General features: G+C 56.7%; 13 protein-coding genes and 5 pseudogenes. 8 read left to right on the forward strand and 10 right to left on the reverse strand.

Going from position 1 to position 16,742, the window contains the following annotated elements:
- Nucleotides 1–3 precede the first annotated feature (3 nt).
- The 4 genes and pseudogenes from H3028_RS21425 (at nt 4) to H3028_RS20520 (ending at nt 3,713) form a co-directional block, all read left to right on the forward strand.
- Nucleotides 4–132: a hypothetical protein gene (locus H3028_RS21425; protein ID WP_258237876.1), complete on the forward strand. Its 129-nt coding sequence runs from the start codon at nt 4–6 to the stop codon at nt 130–132.
- Between the two features lie 15 nt (nt 133–147).
- Nucleotides 148–519 (forward strand): annotated as a pseudogene (locus H3028_RS21720) (hypothetical protein); the annotation flags it as partial.
- A gap of 391 nt (nt 520–910) precedes the next feature.
- The gene (locus H3028_RS20515; protein WP_181299052.1) at nt 911–2,164 is read left to right on the forward strand and encodes an aspartate aminotransferase family protein; all 1,254 of its coding nucleotides are present in this window, start codon (nt 911–913) and stop codon (nt 2,162–2,164) included.
- 190 nt (nt 2,165–2,354) lie between these two features.
- A complete protein-coding gene (locus H3028_RS20520) occupies nt 2,355–3,713 on the forward strand; it encodes a VOC family protein (RefSeq protein WP_181299053.1) in 1,359 nt (452 codons plus the stop codon).
- 93 nt (nt 3,714–3,806) lie between these two features.
- On the opposite strand, the gene H3028_RS20525 is transcribed toward H3028_RS20520, so the two are convergent.
- The 6 genes and pseudogenes from H3028_RS20525 to H3028_RS20550 form a co-directional block, all read right to left on the reverse strand.
- Nucleotides 3,807–4,694: a LysR substrate-binding domain-containing protein gene (locus tag H3028_RS20525; RefSeq protein ID WP_181299054.1), complete on the reverse strand. Its 888-nt coding sequence runs from the start codon at nt 4,692–4,694 to the stop codon at nt 3,807–3,809.
- A gap of 76 nt (nt 4,695–4,770) precedes the next feature.
- Nucleotides 4,771–6,741 (reverse strand): TRAP transporter permease, encoded by a 1,971-nt coding sequence (locus tag H3028_RS20530; protein ID WP_181299063.1) that lies wholly within the window; start codon nt 6,739–6,741, stop codon nt 4,771–4,773.
- Between the two features lie 35 nt (nt 6,742–6,776).
- Nucleotides 6,777–7,850 carry a TAXI family TRAP transporter solute-binding subunit gene (locus H3028_RS20535; protein ID WP_219920322.1) on the reverse strand — a complete coding sequence of 358 codons (1,074 nt, stop codon included), beginning with the start codon at nt 7,848–7,850 and terminating at the stop codon, nt 6,777–6,779.
- 580 nt (nt 7,851–8,430) lie between these two features.
- A pseudogene (locus H3028_RS20540) lies at nt 8,431–8,529 on the reverse strand (JAB domain-containing protein); the annotation flags it as partial.
- Nucleotides 8,504–8,824, reverse strand: coding sequence for a nucleotidyltransferase family protein (locus tag H3028_RS20545; protein ID WP_181299055.1), 321 nt, complete (start codon nt 8,822–8,824; stop codon nt 8,504–8,506). The pseudogene H3028_RS20540 and the gene H3028_RS20545, both read right to left, overlap by 26 nt.
- Nucleotides 8,825–8,845: 21 nt before the next feature.
- Nucleotides 8,846–9,090 (reverse strand): annotated as a pseudogene (locus H3028_RS20550) (transposase domain-containing protein); the annotation flags it as partial.
- A 152-nt stretch (nt 9,091–9,242) separates the two neighbouring features.
- Between H3028_RS20550 and H3028_RS20560 the strand changes: the two are divergent.
- Nucleotides 9,243–10,063: pseudogene (locus H3028_RS20560) on the forward strand (IS3 family transposase); the annotation flags it as partial.
- A gap of 310 nt (nt 10,064–10,373) precedes the next feature.
- Here H3028_RS20560 and H3028_RS21430 read toward each other — a convergent pair.
- The 3 genes and pseudogenes from H3028_RS21430 to H3028_RS20575 form a co-directional block, all read right to left on the reverse strand.
- Nucleotides 10,374–10,525: pseudogene (locus H3028_RS21430) on the reverse strand (JAB domain-containing protein); the annotation flags it as partial.
- 454 nt (nt 10,526–10,979) lie between these two features.
- Complete coding sequence (locus H3028_RS21725; RefSeq protein ID WP_181299056.1) at nt 10,980–11,222, reverse strand: DUF1652 domain-containing protein; 243 nt, start codon at nt 11,220–11,222, stop codon at nt 10,980–10,982.
- 115 nt (nt 11,223–11,337) lie between these two features.
- On the reverse strand, nt 11,338–11,709 hold the full coding sequence (locus H3028_RS20575) for a hypothetical protein (protein WP_181299057.1): 372 nt from the start codon (nt 11,707–11,709) through the stop codon (nt 11,338–11,340).
- Between the two features lie 112 nt (nt 11,710–11,821).
- On the opposite strand from H3028_RS20575, the gene H3028_RS20580 reads away from it, so the two are divergent.
- Genes H3028_RS20580 through H3028_RS20590 form a run of 3 tightly spaced genes read left to right on the forward strand, consistent with a single transcriptional unit; the run spans nt 11,822 to nt 15,200 of the window.
- Nucleotides 11,822–13,384 carry a recombinase family protein gene (locus H3028_RS20580; protein WP_181299066.1) on the forward strand — a complete coding sequence of 521 codons (1,563 nt, stop codon included), beginning with the start codon at nt 11,822–11,824 and terminating at the stop codon, nt 13,382–13,384.
- The gene (locus tag H3028_RS20585) at nt 13,381–14,295 is read left to right on the forward strand and encodes a ParB/RepB/Spo0J family partition protein (RefSeq protein WP_181299058.1); all 915 of its coding nucleotides are present in this window, start codon (nt 13,381–13,383) and stop codon (nt 14,293–14,295) included. Before H3028_RS20580 ends, H3028_RS20585 begins: the two co-directional genes overlap by 4 nt.
- On the forward strand, nt 14,295–15,200 hold the full coding sequence (locus H3028_RS20590; RefSeq protein WP_181299059.1) for a plasmid partitioning protein RepB C-terminal domain-containing protein: 906 nt from the start codon (nt 14,295–14,297) through the stop codon (nt 15,198–15,200). The genes H3028_RS20585 and H3028_RS20590 overlap by 1 nt, the downstream gene beginning before the upstream one ends.
- 346 nt (nt 15,201–15,546) lie before the next feature.
- On the opposite strand, the gene H3028_RS20595 is transcribed toward H3028_RS20590, so the two are convergent.
- Nucleotides 15,547–15,852 (reverse strand): DUF736 domain-containing protein, encoded by a 306-nt coding sequence (locus tag H3028_RS20595; protein WP_181299060.1) that lies wholly within the window; start codon nt 15,850–15,852, stop codon nt 15,547–15,549.
- Between the last annotated feature and the right edge of the window lie 890 nt (nt 15,853–16,742).

The raw sequence follows: 16,742 nt of genomic DNA on the forward strand, positions 1-16,742 counted from the left end.
GACATGAGCAATCTCTTGCAAGTTACTCCAAGCACTGTCGATCAAGAAATCGTGGCGTTGCTGCGTCAGGCGAAATTGCTTGCGGTACGTTATCGCCAGCTAACCGGGAAACCGTTGGGCATCACTGGATAAGTCGCGGAAGCTGAGGCCGCTGCCATACTAGGTCTAGATCTGCACGCGGCCCGGACCGCCGGATACGACGCAACTGAGATTTGCGATGGAAAACTCGTTCGGGTGCAGATCAAAGGGCGTTGCGTTGCTGATCTCAAGCGACAAACGGGGCGGGTTGGAAAGATCGACCTTAGGCAGCCCTTCGATACAGTGCTCTTGGTCCTACTGGACATGGATATGAATGCGCAGGTCATGTATGAAGCTGACCGCGCCGCCATCGAAGCGCTACTAACCAAGCCTGGGTCCAAGGCACGTAACGAGCGCGGTTCGGTTGGAATCAGTCAATTCAAAGCAATCAGTTCTGTCCGCTGGGCCAAGGGCGGCGCTGCCCTAACGGTGAAGTCCTAGCCGAGAGGTATGAATAGGATGTGCGCGCCAGGCTGAAGGTCCCGCCAAGCATCATTGGTAATCACACCCCGGCAGAGTTCGCTGCGCATTGACGAGCAAGTCAGCACGAATCGCAACATGAAAAACTGATATCAATCCCCAGGGTCTAGTAACCAGGCGGCAGTACTAGAACTGGGGCAGGTCATGATAGCGGTAGCTTGGCCAACTTCTTTATGAGATGCAGAGTCGAGACATGCCAGGTTCGCCGTAGCCATACCAACCGTAGTCAAGTCTGGCTATCTATTCCCTTTAGGACTGGATTGGAAGCTTATTTTCGTTTGCAGCCTATCTGCTTAGTCTGATTCCATACTGATCAACACGTTGGCAGATAACAAAGGCGACAGGCTGCGCTATGGAGCTCCCCTACATCAGCCGTTCACTCGGCATCGTTCACCCCTTGTGCATCGAGCATGGCAGAAATGCCGAAGTTTGGGATGAGACTGGCCGGCGTTATATCGACTTCATCGGTGGCATCGGTGTGCTCAACTTGGGGCATGGGCATCCTGCCGTTGTCACGGCTGTCCAGTCCCAGGTTGAGCGCCTCATGCACTCAGCCTTCAACGCCGTTCCTCACCGTGGTTATCTGGCGGTGGCCGAAGCCTTGGAACGTTTCGTGCCGGTCTCCTACCCGCTCTCTTGTATGCTAACCAACAGCGGTGCCGAGGCTACTGAGAACGCCCTGAAGGTGGCGCGGGGGGCGACTGGTCGCCAGGCTGTGGTGGCCTTCGAGGATGGTTTCCACGGGCGAACCCTGGCGGCCCTCAACCTCAACGGTAAGGTTAAGCCCTACAAGGTTGGGCTGGGCAGCCTGCCAGGCACTGTTTTTCATCTGCCGTTTCCCAGTCGTGATAGTGGAATATCAGCGGACGAGGCCCTCAAGGCGCTGGTCCGCCTGTTCGAGGTAGAAGTTTCCGCCGAAGAAGTAGCTTGTATCATCGTTGAGCCGGTGCAAGGGGAGGGTGGCTTCCGCGTGCTTTGCCCTGATTTTGCGTTGGCGCTTCGCGAAATCTGTCATCGCCACGGAATATTGTTGATCTTTGACGAGATTCAGTCTGGTTTCGGACGCACCGGCACGCCTTTCGCATTTACCCGCCTCGGCATCGAGCCCGACCTGCTTTTAATGGGCAAAAGCATGGCTGCGGGGCTTCCCCTAGCCGCCGTGGCAGGTCGTGCCGAAATCATGGACAACCTACCCAAGGGTGCGCTTGGCGGAACCTACTCCGGCAATGCGGTGGCCTGCGCCGCGGCCTTAGCGGTCATGGAAGTGATGCGGGAAGAAAGCCTCTCGGCCTGGGCCAAATGCCAAGAGGCCTTAATCCTCGAGGCCCACGAGCGCTGGCGGGGCAGTGGTCGCTTCCCCATGCTGGGGGCTCTGACCGGGATAGGCGCGATGCGAGGCATAGTGTTTGAGGATACCGCGAATGCCACTGGAGCCGATTATCTGGCAGCGCTGCTAGAGACAGGGCGTGAGGCGGGCGTGCTTCTAATGCCTAGCGGGCGCAAGCGTAACGTGTTGCGGCTGTTGCTGCCGCTAACCGCCGAGCCGGCCATCGTGAAAGAAGGCCTGACATTGATAGAGCAGGCGATGGATTCGCTGCAGGCATGACCACATGCCAGGGTATCGAGCACTTCGAAGCTGGGTGCTTGCGATTGCAGTGTTTTGAGGCCGTCGGCTTAGAGAGTGAGGGCGTCATGTAACCCGCCAACTGCACGATATTTGCCATCGGTGCGCTGCGGACATCAGTCACTGACCTATCAAGCTGCGTTCTTCTTATCACGAGCGTGAGGCACGAGCCATGAGCAAAGACTTTCTTTCATACGATGAGATTCGAGATCGCTTCTCTAACGCTATGTCGGCCATGTACCAGGCCGAGGTGCCTCAATACTCGACGCTGCTTGAACTGGTGGAGTCGGTTAATCGGGAGGTCCTACAGAAGGATCCGGTCCTGGCTGAGCGGCTCGGCGTTAATAGTGGGCTGGCCCGTCTTGGTGTGGAGCGTCATGGCGCCATTCGCGTCGGTACCGCGGAGGAGCTGGTCATGCTTCGACGTCTCTTCGCGGTAATGGGGATGTATCCAGTGGGCTATTATGACCTCTCCGAAGCCGGCGTGCCTGTGCACTCAACTGCATTTCGGCCCATAGAGGACGCGGCCTTGGCCCGCAACCCCTTCCGTGTCTTCACCTCCCTGCTACGCCTGGAGCTGATCGAGAGACCGGAGCTGCGCCAGCGCGCGGAGGAAATCCTCGCCCAGCGAGATATCTTCACGCCCGGGGTGCGTGAGTTGATCTCCCGCTATGAGGCCCAACACGGGTTGAACGAGGCCGATGCCGAGCGTTTCGTGATCGAGGCCCTAGAGACTTTCCGCTGGCATCACGAAGCCACTGTCGACCTCGCTACCTACCGGGCCCTTCAGAGCGAGCATCGCCTGATCGCCGACGTGGTGTGCTTCCGCGGCCCCCATATCAACCACCTGACGCCCCGTACCTTGGATATAGACGAGGTTCAGCGGCGCATGGCGTCGGTGGGTATAAACCCTAAGGAGGTAATCGAAGGGCCGCCACGTCGCGATTGTCCAGTTTTGCTACGCCAGACCAGCTTCAAGGCGCTTGAGGAGCCGATTTGCTTCGCCGATAAGCAGCAGGGCACACATACAGCCCGCTTCGGTGAGATCGAACAGCGTGGTATTGCGCTCACTGCAAAAGGGCGTGCGCGCTACGATTACCTGCTCAACATAGCACGCCGCCAGACCTCTGGCCTGGCCAACGAAGAACACCAGCGTGTGCTGGGTGAAGTCTTCGCTGACTTTCCTGATACTAACGAGGCACTGCGCAGTGAAGGACTGGCCTTCTTTTGCTACCGCTTGACCGAGGCGGGGAAAATCGGCGGTAGGCAAAGTGGCGCCGACATGGAGGAGCTGATTGAGCGCGGCCTAGTGATAGCGCATCCGATCACTTATGAAGACTTTCTACCAGTCAGCGCGGCGGGGATCTTCCAGTCCAACCTGGGCGGCGGTGAAAGTCAGGACTATGCCGGAACAGCCAACCGTGACGCCTTTGAGGACGCCCTCGGTGCTCCGGTTATCGACGAGTTGGCGCTATATGCCGAGCGCGAGGAGGCCTCCCGCCGGTGGGTGCTGGAAGCTCTGGCAGGCTAACAAGGGAAGATTGATAGCCTCTGACGGAGCTCCCCCATTAGGGGAGCTCCGTTTGCTGCTTGCCCAAAGAGGTGTGTCTTCAGTATAGAAAGATCAAGTGGTCGTACCGACGATATACTCGACGAAGCATCTCACTTTAGCCAGCTCACCGAGGTGCTCCGGGTAGACCAAGTAGTAGGCGCTATCGCTGTGTAACCGGTATGGAGAGGCGATGGCTAGGCGATGGTCTTGCAGATCTTCTTCCACCACGAAGCGTGGTACCAAGGCTACGCCGCCACCCGCCATCGCGGTACGTACCAGCATGGGGAACGATTCGAAGCGAGTGCCATGGTAGCTGCGGTCTGTCGCCACTCCCTGCTCGGAAAACCAGCGATGCCAGGCGTCAGGACGAGTCGACAAATGCAGAAGCGGGAGTTCGGTCAGCTCAGCGACATTGCTGGGTGTATGGCGCGCCAGCAGCGTGGGCGCCGCCACTGCAATCATTTCCTCCTCCAAGAGCTTGTGGCATGCCAGGTTGGGCCAACTCCCGTGACCATAGAAGAGTGCGACGTCGATATCCTGCTGCTCTAGATCAAAATCCTCGACGCGATCATGAAACTCCAGACTAATGATTGGGTTGTCGCGCAAGAAGGCGGGTAGCCTGTCCGCGAGCCAGCGGGCGCCGAAGCTGGGCAATGTGGCGATCTTGAGCACTTCGCTATTGCCGCTATAGGTCATGATCGTCCGCGTCGACATCTCGATCTGAGCCAGTACTTTACGGACGTCGCTCAGGAAGATCGCGCCCTCCGGAGTCAGCAGCAGGTTGCGCCGCACACGCCGAAACAGTTTGTGTTGTAGATGGGTCTCGAGCTGGGCCACCTGTTTGCTGACTGCACTTTGAGTCAAGCTCAGCTCGTCAGCGGCGCGTGTAAAGCTCATATGGCGGGCCGCCGCCTCGAAGCACTGCATAGCGGCGGTTGACGGTAGAGTGCGTGAGGTCAAACATGTGGCTCCTGATAGACGTCCGGGCGCCCGGCATACGTTGCCGAGGCGATGCCCTGGGCTCGCTGGGTTTGGCTTAAGATGCCAGAGATTCAAGATTCGCATGGGCGGGACGCCGTGACTGTATCCAAACCACAGCGGCCATGGCCAGCAGCCCGATGCCGCTGGTCACCAGTTCAGGCACAACCATGGCCAACCCGGCCGCCAACAATACCAAACGTTCCCAGGGCAGGGAGTCTCTTATCAGGTGTCCGATCATGGCGCTGCTGACTCCCATGATGCCAAGCAGCGCGAAGAGTACTGTTGCAAGCAGGCCGGGCACGGTAGCGTCCACCATGACCAGCATTGGGTTGTATATAAAGGCATAGGGGATGATGAAGGCGCCGATGGCCAGTTTCACCGCTGTGAATCCAGTTTTCATGGGGTTCGCCCCGGCAATACCGGCCCCGGCAAACGCAGCCAGGCAGACCGGAGGCGTGATATCCGCGATGATGCCGAAATAGAACACGAAGAGGTGAACGGCGATGGGTGCCAGACCGAACTCGTTGATCAAGGCGGGGGCGGCAATCGTGGCGGTTACAACATAATTGGCAGTAGTTGGCAGGCCCATGCCCAGTACGATACAAGCCAGCATGGTAAACAATAGCGCCAGAATAAGTACTCCGTCGGCCAGGCTGATGATGCCAGCGGCGAACTTCGATCCAAGGCCCGTCATACCCACCACCCCGGCGATGATGCCGGCGCTAGCGACAGCTGCAATCACCGGAAGGGCGACCCGAGCGCCTTGCTCAACGATCTTCAGCAGGCCGATCAGAGACGGGCGAGTATCCTTACGAATAAGGCTTACCGCGAAAGCACAGGCGATACCCAACAGGGCGGCGCGCTGGGCCGTGAAGCCGAGCATGATGGTGCTCACTATTGCGAACAGGGGCAGCAACATATAGCCCTTTTCCAGCATCAACCGGCGCTTGCTCGGCAATTGCTCCTTGGGTAAACCAAGGATGTGGTGGCGCTTGGCCTCAAAATGTACACCGATGAAGATACCCACAAAATAGAGCAGGGCGGGAATGAGGGCTGAGATCATGATCTCGCGGTAGGAGACTCCGACGTACTCCACCATAATGAAGGCAGCAGCTCCCATCAGCGGCGGCATGATCTGGCCGCCTGTCGAGGCCGAGGCTTCTACCGCACCGGCCACTTCGGGCCTGAAACGAGCATTCTTCATCATCGGTATGGTGAACGAGCCGGAGGCTACGGTATTACCGATGGAGCTGCCGGAAATCATGCCCTGTAGGCAGCTGGCCACAACCGCGGCCTTGCCCGCACCGCCCGTAAAACGGCCAGTAATAGCGAAAGCTAGGTCGTTGAAATACTGGCCCACTCCGGTATGCATCAGTACCACGCCGAAGAATAGGAAAAGGAAGATGAAGCGCGCCGAAATTTGAAGGGGAGTGCCGAAGACTCCACTTTCACGGAACCATAGATACGGCGATATCTCGCTCAGTGCGAAACCCGAGTGCGAGAGCAACTGGGTGGGAATGAAATTACCGAATAGTGCATAGCCGATGGCTAGGCCGGCCATGATCACAATGGGGACGCCGACGGTGCGGCGGGTCGCCTCCAGCACGAAGAGCACGCCGAGAACGGCCGTGGTCAGATCCAAAGTCGAGTAGCCCGTGACCCGGGCACGCAATACCTCTTCGTAGAACAGGATTTTGTAGTAAGCGGTGAAAGTGGCTGCGAAGGCCAGGATGACATCGTAAATGGGCACCTGGGTCCGATTGCCCTTTCCCCGAGTAGCCGGATAAAGGATAAATATCATGCCTAGGGCTAGGCCTAGGTGAACGGCACCTTGAAGTTGGGAAGGAAGAGTTCCGAAGTAGCCCGTATAGAGGTGGAAGCACGTCAGGGTTACGCCCATGAGCGTTACCAGCCAAGCCCACTTGCCGAGGTAGGGGCGGGTGTCCGTCTCGCGGCTGTATCCTTCGAGCGCTACCGTATCGTCAGCTTTTTTTTTATCACGGTTCCAAGGCCTCGCGAGTGAAATGCCGCCGGGTCCCGGCGGCTTCGGATGAAGTCAAATTAGTTGGCAAGATCATCGAAGGCTTTGAAGTCCGAGCTTTCTCGAGTAACGATCTGAATCACCTCTGGATAAATGTGGCCAATAAAGGCTACGTTGGTTACCTGTGCCTCCTTGAACTCGCCCTGACCCGCAACGGCGTCTTGTGCTGGTGCGTGGACGGTCATGCCAAGGTCCATGCGGCCGTCTCGGATGCTGACTAGGTTTTCAATGGAGGCGCCGGTTTCGATATTCGTGAAGTTCCGACCACTCAGATGTCGATTCCAGATGGTGGCCATTTCGCCGCCTAGCGGGTAGTAGGTTCCACCTTGGCTACCGGTGCCAAGGATGAACTCCTGCTTCTGAGTGATGTCACCGAGGGTTGCCACCGGATTGCCGACGGTCAGGCCTTGCTCTTGGTAATAGCGCTTGGCACCAGGATGGATTGGCAGCCCTTCGGAGCCATTCAGAGCGTTCTTCAATGTTATGAACGACGACTGAGCATGGGTATTTTCTTCAGCATGCTCGTGCATCACTTTGGCCAGCTCGTAGCCGAGTTCCTCGCTTATTGTGCTGGTATTGCCCACTAGCACAGCATAAGCAGTGATCGTGTTGACGTCCTCGTCTTGAAAGTTATAGCTGCCAGCGGGGATGGTGAAACGGCGATAGGCGCTGTTAGCTTCTAGATACTCGATTGCCGCGTCGCTGAGGCTGACCAAACGGGCGTCGCCAGCAGCCGCTTGGAGGTTCTCGATGCTTCCCGAGGGCAAACCCAGAATACCAATCGAAACATCGATGTTGCCATCCTGCACGCCGTCCAGAGCTGCGCCGAAGCCTTCCTGATAGGTGGTATAGGCATCCTTGTCGATGCCATAGGCATCGAAAATCATTTGCGACACGTTCTGGGTGGTACTTGCAGGTGGACCGATAGCAATATTCGGCTTGTTTGGACCGTTTTCGCCGCAGCCGGCCAACAGCATGCCAGCGGCGAGACCGACCAAAGTGATGTGAAGGGTAGGTTTCATACTCTCTCCTGTATCCAGTCTTATTGTTTTGTATCCCCGGGCGAGGCGATGTACTCGGGGTGGTGCAGACACGTCGGCACGTGGGCGAGTCCGCATGGCAAGAGCTTTTCGTCATTGTTCATACCCAAGCTAAAACAGACAACAGAAATTTAGTCGCTTATGCATTCCGCTTTGGAATGTGACACGCCTAACAGCGATCATTCGAGGTCGGTCAGTAACTCGTCCGAGTGAACATCGGACCTGCTAGGGTTAGACAGGCTCTGAAACTCCGGACACCGTTCCTCCTTACCAGAAGGGATAGGCAAATGGTCGTGTTTATGTCCTGCTCGATCAGGCAATCACGATTCATCGGCAGCGTCCGGATCTTGTCTACCGTGTCGAATCGGGCTATCTCCAGATTCTTGGCGCAGGTCAGCCCGCGAGCTTTCCGCAACGGCCTATGTTCGGCGAAGAGTTTTCCCGTGCGTTGTTGGGATTTTTTTGATCAGGTTTGCAGGAACTCCGTGGGAGCATTTATGACGCTTAAAGAACCTCGCTCATCCAGTGTCTGGGCAACTGAATGTTTCCGCCTATTTGTGGCTCTACGCATGAGCAGCCTCAGGAGCGGCCAGCCTTGGCCATCGGCTAAAAGGGGGCGAAGCCCCCACTGCCTTTAGAGCAGCCCCAGTTCCGCGAACGATACCCGTTCGTGACCGGCGATAATGACATGATCGAGCGTCCGGACATCAACCAGACCCAGCGCCTCCTTCAATATGCATTCGCGCTTGATTTACAGACCACTTTACGGTCGGTTTTAATCCGCTAAGGACGGCCTCGAATGCTGCATCTTCCTCGGGGGTGCAGCGTTCAGCATCGAACCAGATGACGTCAACGTCTGTTGATACTGGGGACGGAGCGCGTCCGTGCAAATAATCCCAAACTGCGTTTCGAACGAAACCTGCTCCGATCCAGCAATCTGGCAATTTCAGCGAGTCAACAATTTCAAGTAAACGCCAACGTACGGGGTCACTTGAAATAATCGATTGGATTCTCGAAATGTCGTCCATTCAAAACTCTCGTTTAGTAAGTCAGGCCGGCATCCACTGATGCGGTAGCAGTTTCCCGATCTCACGGGCCCGCTGTGTCGCAGCCGCGTCAGCACATCTTTGAGATAAGCATACGGATCATGTCCATTCATGCGCGCCGATTGGAACAGACTCACGATTGCTGCCGCCTGTTTACCGCTGCGTAGCGACTCGGCAAACAACCAGTTCGAGCTGCCAAGCGCCCATGGTCGTATCTGGTTCTCGACTTGGTTGTTGTCGATGGGCACAAGGTGCGCAAGTTGATGAACGGGATGAACCTGGTCAGCAAACAACCCCATTCACATGCCCGCAAGAAGGCTACGGTGGAACGGCCGGGAATCCCGAATGTGTTGGATCGAGCGTTCAGCGTGTCGGCGCCGAACGAGGTCTGGTGCGGTAAGTGGTCTGTTCAGCCTTCGATGTGGCGCGGTCTTGCTACTACGCCCATCGCCTTCGACGTCGCCGTGTCGATGCTCGTCGCGTCGCGCTACGTAGTCGGGTCAACGAGTTGTTTAGCCAAAGCCGAGGCTCGGCCGGCAGCCGAAGCATCCTGGGCATGCTGCGCGAGGACGGCGTGACGATTGGCCGTTTCCGTGTGCGTCGACTGATGTGTGAGTTGGGGCTGGTCTGCAAGCAGCCGGGCTCGCACGCCTACAAGCAGGCCACGGTTGAGCGGCCAGATATCCCGAATCGACTGAACCGCGATTCCGCTGTCCAGCGCTCGAACCAAGTGTGGTGCGGCGACATTACCTACGTCTGGGCGCAAGGTCGTTGGCATTACCTGGCCGCGGTATTGGATCTGCACACGCGTCGGGTGGTTGGCTGGGCGTTCTCCGCCAAACCGGATGCCGAGCTGGTAATCAAAGCCCTCGATATGGCCTACGAGCAGCGCGGCAAGCCACAGCAGGTGCTGTTTCATTCTGATCAGGGCAGCCAGTACGCCAGCCGTTTTTCCGGCAGCGGCTATGGCGCTACCGGATGCAGCAGAGCATGAGCCGCCGAGGAAACTGCTGGGACAATTCGCCGATGGAGCGCCTGTTTCGCAGCTTAAAGTCAGAGTGGATTCCGGCAACTGGCTACCTGACGGCACAGGAAGCTCAGCGGGATATCAGCCACTACCTGATGCACCGCTACAACTGGATCAGACCGCATCAATTCAACGGTGGGCTACCGCCAGCGGTGGCCGAAGAGAAACTTAACTCACTGTCCGGGATGGGTTGACCACTACATCCACCAGTTCTCGATCCATGAAGCGGTGGTCATCCGGAATATCCAGAACCTAAAGCGGCTTGTGCTCAAGCAGGAGGGCGTATTCGGCGCGCAGGCGACTATGGGATGTTCCTGCCGACTCATGAGGACAGCGTCTTGGGCAAGTGGAGTTGGCATATCGAGTCGGTTGAGTAGCAGCGCTGCTCTGGCGCGCCAACCAAATATTTGTTTTTGAGGCGGACCCCGCGTTTAGCGAGGGCCCTTATTGGGGCAGCCGCTACACGCCGATGTTGAGAAAAGGGGGCGGAAGTCCCCTCTGCTACTAGAGCAGACCAAGCTCCGCGAGTGACACCCGCTCGTGACCCGCCATAAGTGATCCAGCGTTCGCACATCCACGAGTCCCATTGCTTCCTTCAGCCGCCCTGTCAGCCGTTTATCCGCCTCGCTTGGCTCTGGATGCCCGCTCGGGTGATCACCGCAGCGGCATTGAGCTTTAGGGCTTTCTCAGGCGAATTTTCAAACCGCCCCTAGCGCCTAGCTACACGGCCAGCCAACGAGCTGATGTCCAGGCAACAAGCCAGGCAGCAATGAGCCAAACGACGGCGAAAAAAGAACCAGCCAAACAATGTGTGGGCACCAGCCCGAACCGCAGCGGCCGTCATGCTCCAGAAGACCAGGAATGCCCAGTTTATTGAACGCCGATCACATTGGACCAGCCAACAGGAGGCCGGCCGGCGATTCCAGATATGAAGGAAATTGAAGGGCCGGAAGCAACAGCACACCCTAGACGAAAATGATCAGCGCTAGGATCTTCAACGTGCGTTACTTGAACGTCGGCGGTGACCTCCTGCTTCGCGCTTGGAACAACGTCGCCTCAATAGATCACTGGTTTTTTCGTAGCTTCCCCGGTTGCCAAGGCCGGTGGAGATCACAGACGTAATACGGTCCCATTAAGTTCATGCCGGAGCTCATCTACCAGCTTTGCCAGGTTCTGCCTGGTCGAGAGTTGATAGAAGGGTACCCCTGCGACGACGAGTTGGGTCTGGTTGGTTTCCCGCTCATACAGGCGGAGCCGAACACTCGACTGATCGTGTTGGTAGCTGCCGGCGAAGGGAGCGAACGCGCACTCGAGTTCGGCGCGGGCGCTTCGAAATGGATGTTTCGTCGTCATTGGAGAACCTCCCTGTTTTCCAGGCGCGGAACGTTATCGGACGGTCGAAACGGGTAAAGCGACGACATTTAAGAATGTGACCGGCTTGGACAAACGGGCCGGCGCATCGCCGGGCCTAGCTAGAAAAATGCAACGGGTCCCGCAGGCCGCCGAGGTACAGAAAGGCGTCAATGCCTTCTACCGCCGCCTGAAGCTTCCTCCTTAGCAACGGTAGCTCCAGAACCGTTCCCGCAAATGGTCGCTCTGCCATACAGAGTATTGCTGCCAGCGCCAGGTCGGAGTGTCTGATTAGGGCAACTAGATGCTCCCCCCTGGGGCCGCTGGTGCCTGCCATCCAGTTCTTCACCGTCCTTTCGTTGGCGTTCGTCCAGCGCATTAGCGTCTTGGTCGCCTGGTGGGTGGCACCCAGTTCCGCACGCAATGCCTTGGCGAGACCGGCTGCGTACTGCTCACGACTGAGAAAAGAATTGCCCGTTTTCGTAACCATTTTTCAGCTCTCCGTCTTCTATCTTTTTGAAAGCGATTGAACGGCCCTGCGGTTACTAGCTGATCACTCCCAGCCGCTACTTTAACGTTGACCCTCTTGGGGCGAGTTGTCGATGCAGAGAAACATTGGCTACACCGAACAGAAGGTTCCCGGCTCATCGCTGGCGGCCGCGTATGTCCGGATGTCCACAGAGCATCAGCAGTACTCGACGCAAAACCAGCTCGATACCATCCGGCTATACGCCGCCGCCCACTCTCTGGATATTGTTCAGACATACACCGATGCGGGGAAAAGCGGCCTTAGCCTGGAAGGCCGCGATGCCCTTAAGCAACTCTTCCGAGACGTCGAGAGCGGAGTGGCCAGTTACTCAACGGTACTGGTCTACGACGTCAGTCGATGGGGCCGCTTTCAGGATCCAGACATTAGCGCCAGCTACGAAGTGCGCTGTCGCCAGATGGGCGTTTCGGTTCAGTACTGCGCAGAGCAATTCACCAATGATGGTTCGCCAGTTTCTAACATCATTAAAAGCGTCAAGCGGATGATGGCGGGGGAGTACAGTCGTGAGCTCTCGGTCAAGGTATTCACCGGTCAGTCCCGCCTTATAGAAATGGGATACAGACAGGGTGGTCCCGCTGGGTTTGGCCTAAGGCGCCAGTTGGTAGACTCATCGGGTTCGCCCAAAAACCAGTTGGGGCCCGGTGAGCACAAGAGCATCCAGACTGATCGGGTTGTGCTGGTTCCTGGGCCAGAAGACGAGGTCGAGGTGGTTCAGTGGATCTATCGACTATTCGTCGAGCAGGGCAGAACCGAGTGCGAAATTGCCGATTGGCTGAATACCCGCGGCGTTCTAACGGACCACTCACGTCGCTGGTCGAGAGGCGCTGTGCACCAAGTGCTGATCAATGAAAAATATATCGGGAACAACGTTTGGAACCGCTTTTCCTTCAAGCTGAAGCAGACGCGCGTACGAAACAAGCCTGAGCAATGGATAAGAGCGGATGGGGTCTTCCAACCCGTCGTCAGCAGCCTGCTATTCAGGGCTGCCCAGGAGATTATCCGCGCTCGCTCATACCGCATGGCTGACGAGGAAATGCTCAGGCTCCTAGAGGGCATCTACAGGCGCTGTGGATTCTTGTCCGGGCTGGTAATCGATGAGGCGGAAGGATGCCCGTCAAGCAGCGCCTATCAACATAGGTTCGGTAGTTTGCTTCGGTGCTACTCGCTGGTCGGCTACACACCCAGCCGTAACTACCAATACATTGAAGCCAATCGGCGGCTGCGCGAACTGCATCCGATCGTATTGCAGCAGACGATAGCCGACATTGCAGCCGTCGGCGGTCGGGTCGAGGTAAATCCTGATACGGATCTGCTGATGATCAACCAAGAGCTGCTGCTGTCCCTCGTACTGTGCCGGTGCCAATTCACCTCTGGAGGATCCAGACGTTGGAAGATTCGCTTCGACCTGGGTCTCAGTCCCGATATTACTGTAGCGGTGCGCATGACCGAGGACGGAAGAGACGCGCTCGACTACTACATCCTTCCGACGATCGATATGCCTTCACTGCAGCTGCGAGTGGCTGAAAGCAATCAGGCCGAGATAGACATATACCGCTTCGACACGTTGGAGGTACTTGCGGAACTGTCACGCCGAGCTGCCTACCGGAGGGCAGCATGACAACGACCTTCCTCCACGAAAAAGCATCGTTGCATATCGCTGATGTGTCCGCGATCCAGCTCATTGCACTTGATCAAATCCGGGTGCTGAATCCCCGTAATCGCAACAAGCAGGTTTTTGCAAAGCTGGTCGAGAACATATCCGTCATCGGGCTCAAGCGACCGATAACGGTTGCGCACGCTGCGGATAGCCAGGACAAGAATTACGAACTCGTCTGCGGCCAAGGCCGTTTCGAAGCGTTTCAGGCACTCGGCGAAACGAGGATTCCCTGCATCGTGGTGAATGCCAGCGAGGCAGATCGGTTTCTAATCGGCTTGGTGGAAAATCTGGCGCGCCGGAAGCATTCAAACCGGGATCTGCTAATTTCAATCCAGATCCTCGCAGAACGAGGCTACTCGGCCAAGGAAATCGCTAGCAAAACGAGCCTTGACGTAACGTACATCAACGGAATTCTGCTGCTGCTACGTCAGGGAGAAGAGCGATTGATTGGCGCCGTCGAGAAAGGTTGGCTGCCCATCAAGATAGCGACGGAAATCGCTCGGTCCGACGATGGTGAAATTCAGCAGGCCATGATTGAGGCCTATGAGACAGGCGTGTTGAGAGGAGAGCAGCTGATCAAGGTTCGCCGTCTTATCGATAGGCGTAATGTCTTGGGAAGGCGCTACGGTCAGCATTCCAACTCCGATCGTCTGACCACTCCTCAAAAGCTGCTCAACGCCTATCAAGCTGAGGTTAGACGCCAGAAGGTTATGATCAAAAAGGCGGACATAAACGAACAACGCTTGCTGATCATCATCACTGCCATGCGAAAGTTGTTTGCTGATGACTATTTTGCGGCCTTGCTGCGAAACCAGGACATTCAGGATATGCCACGGCCTTTGGCCGACCGTATGCCTCGTGAGGCTTCCTGATGGGACATGTGAAGCAGGCGTTCGAGCAGCATGTCGTTGCGATTCCACTGACGCGAATACTGCCAACACGTCAATTCGACAAAGCCGTCCAAGGCAGTAAGAAGTACGCAAGTATTCTCAGCTCGATTCGTGAGCTGGGGATGATCGAGCCGTTAGCGGTTCATCCGCAGCCGGTCGCCGCAGGTGGTGTGTCTTCCTACATTCTCCTCGATGGGCACCTTCGCTTAGAGGCCTTAAAAGAGCTAGGTGGAGTGGATGCGCTATGCCTGATTTCAACCGACGACGAAGGGTTTACCTACAACCGACAAATCAACCGTCTGACTCCGATCCAAGAACACAAAATGATTATGGCGGCCTTGAAAAAGGGAATTGAACCCGCTCGGATAGCACGGGTTCTTGGGGTCAATGTCGACCGCATTCGTCAACGGCAGAACCTTCTCAATGGGATCGCTCCAGAAGTCGCCGAAATGCTCAAGGTCAGGATGATCGCCCATGAGGTATTTCGCGTGCTACGTAAGATGAAGCCGATGCGGCAGATCGAGACCGTGGAGATGATGATTTCGGCCAACTGCTTCACGCAGAACTACGCGCAAATGGTCCTCGCAGCGACGCGTCCCGAAATGCTCGTCGAAGAGAAGAAAAGGCCAACGGGCGATGCTAACGCTCTGGACATCGCGCGTATGGAGCGGGAGATGGAAAATTTGCAGCACGACTATAAGCAGGTCGAGGATACCCTGGGGGAGACCATGCTGGTGTTGGTCGTCGCGAAGGGATATCTGCTGCGGATCCTGAGAAACGAAGCAATTGCAGGTTATCTGCAGCGACACCACGCCGATCTGTTGGAAGAGCTCCTTTCGATCATGGAAGCGGTTAGTTCGGACGCTCGGCACCTTGAGCGAGAATAACTGGTAAGCGCCAGTTTGTGGTCATGCTGCATTAGCGGATGCCATCGCTCCCCCCAAGGAGCGTTGCGGTGCGCCGGCTATGGAGGTCAATTGAGCGAACGCTAATTAGGTGAGGGGCAGCCGCCAGTTCGCAGCTGCCACTTGCCGAAGCGCCGTTACTAGAGGCGGCTTCGACGTATGCTTGCAGACCTCGGCCCTTGTGTAACCAGTAAATCCTCACGCTTTTGTGGACCTGAATCCAGAACGACGTGCTGCATCTGATTGCCTTGTCGCGGCGTATGTCGAGTGTCGCCGTGCGGCTTTCTGTGTCGAAACACGCCCTGCCAGGGCAGGGCGCTGTTGCCGATCACTCGGCTTTTCGACTCCAGATCAGAGTGTGGCTGCCTTCATCGCCCTCGATAAGGTTCGCGTAGACAGTGGCAGGTAGAGCCGGATCATCGATGCTGACCGACAGGTAAGGACGGTCGGACTGGCTGAGCTTTTCCCAAGCTGCGCCAATCTCGTATCCGCCAGATGCCAGAATTCGGTAGTCGGGGGCGTTCTCGCTGCTCTTGTTGTTGGGCACGAAGTTGACCTTCGCCTGGAACGAGAGGGTGCGCAGGGTGCCGGTGAAGCCGTCTTTAGAGGTGGTAAAGGTGCCGATGATGGCCATGATGTGCTCCTTTCGGATTCAAGGTCGCGCCCATCGCGTCCTTGTTGTGAACCGGTCGACGGGTGAGGGCCGAACGCACTGCCAATGCAGCCGAAACGTAGAGAAGGACCTTGAGCTCCGAACAATTTGTTGCGCGAGGAAGCCGCTCGCCGGCGGGGAAAATGTTCGGTGCGAACGGTTGCGGGCCCAGGTCCAATCCCGTCAGGATTCACGACGACTCAAGGACGCATGGCTGACCGCCCGAACAGGAGAATTGGCCGACTCAAGACACCAGCCGCCAGTTGCTGGGATCACGCGACATGCGTAGCCGTTGCTCCGCTTAAGGATATTTCCGGCAGCCAAGCGCTCGATCTGACATCGTCGTTAGGCATAGAGTCGTGCGTTCCGTGAGAGGCTCAACCAAGCGCAGCCAGTTCAGACGTAGTGCAACGCCATACAGTGGTTCAATCCGACCGATGTGGGGGTAGGGGCATTAACGGCTTAATCCATAGATCTGTGGGAAAGCATGTGCATATCCTCCTTTTATGGCACGTTGAGGCTAGATCCATTGGGGCCTTGAGTCGACTGGCTGATTCGCGACCAGGGCTTCGCTTTTACCCAAGAAAACGACAGCACACATTTGCTTGATGGAAGTGCTTGAGCCGAATGGATCGATTATTCGGCTCATGCTATGAGTAGAATCCGCTGCGTCTGAGCACTCCGGCCCTCGCCCGTTTGGAAAAACGACCTGAACGCAAGGATTTGATGAGGGGGGTTTGCGGGGATTCGCTGATGATCGTTAGGTATTATTCGGCACTGTTTGCAGCGAACGCCTTTTGTATAATGATTAAAAATCAAAAGCTTACGACTAGTCACACCCGCATGGGGTGCAAGGGGTCGAGTGTTCGAAT

The sequence above is a fragment of the Pseudomonas sp. Q2-TVG4-2 genome, assembly GCF_013620795.1.
Lineage (GTDB): Bacteria > Pseudomonadota > Gammaproteobacteria > Pseudomonadales > Pseudomonadaceae > Stutzerimonas.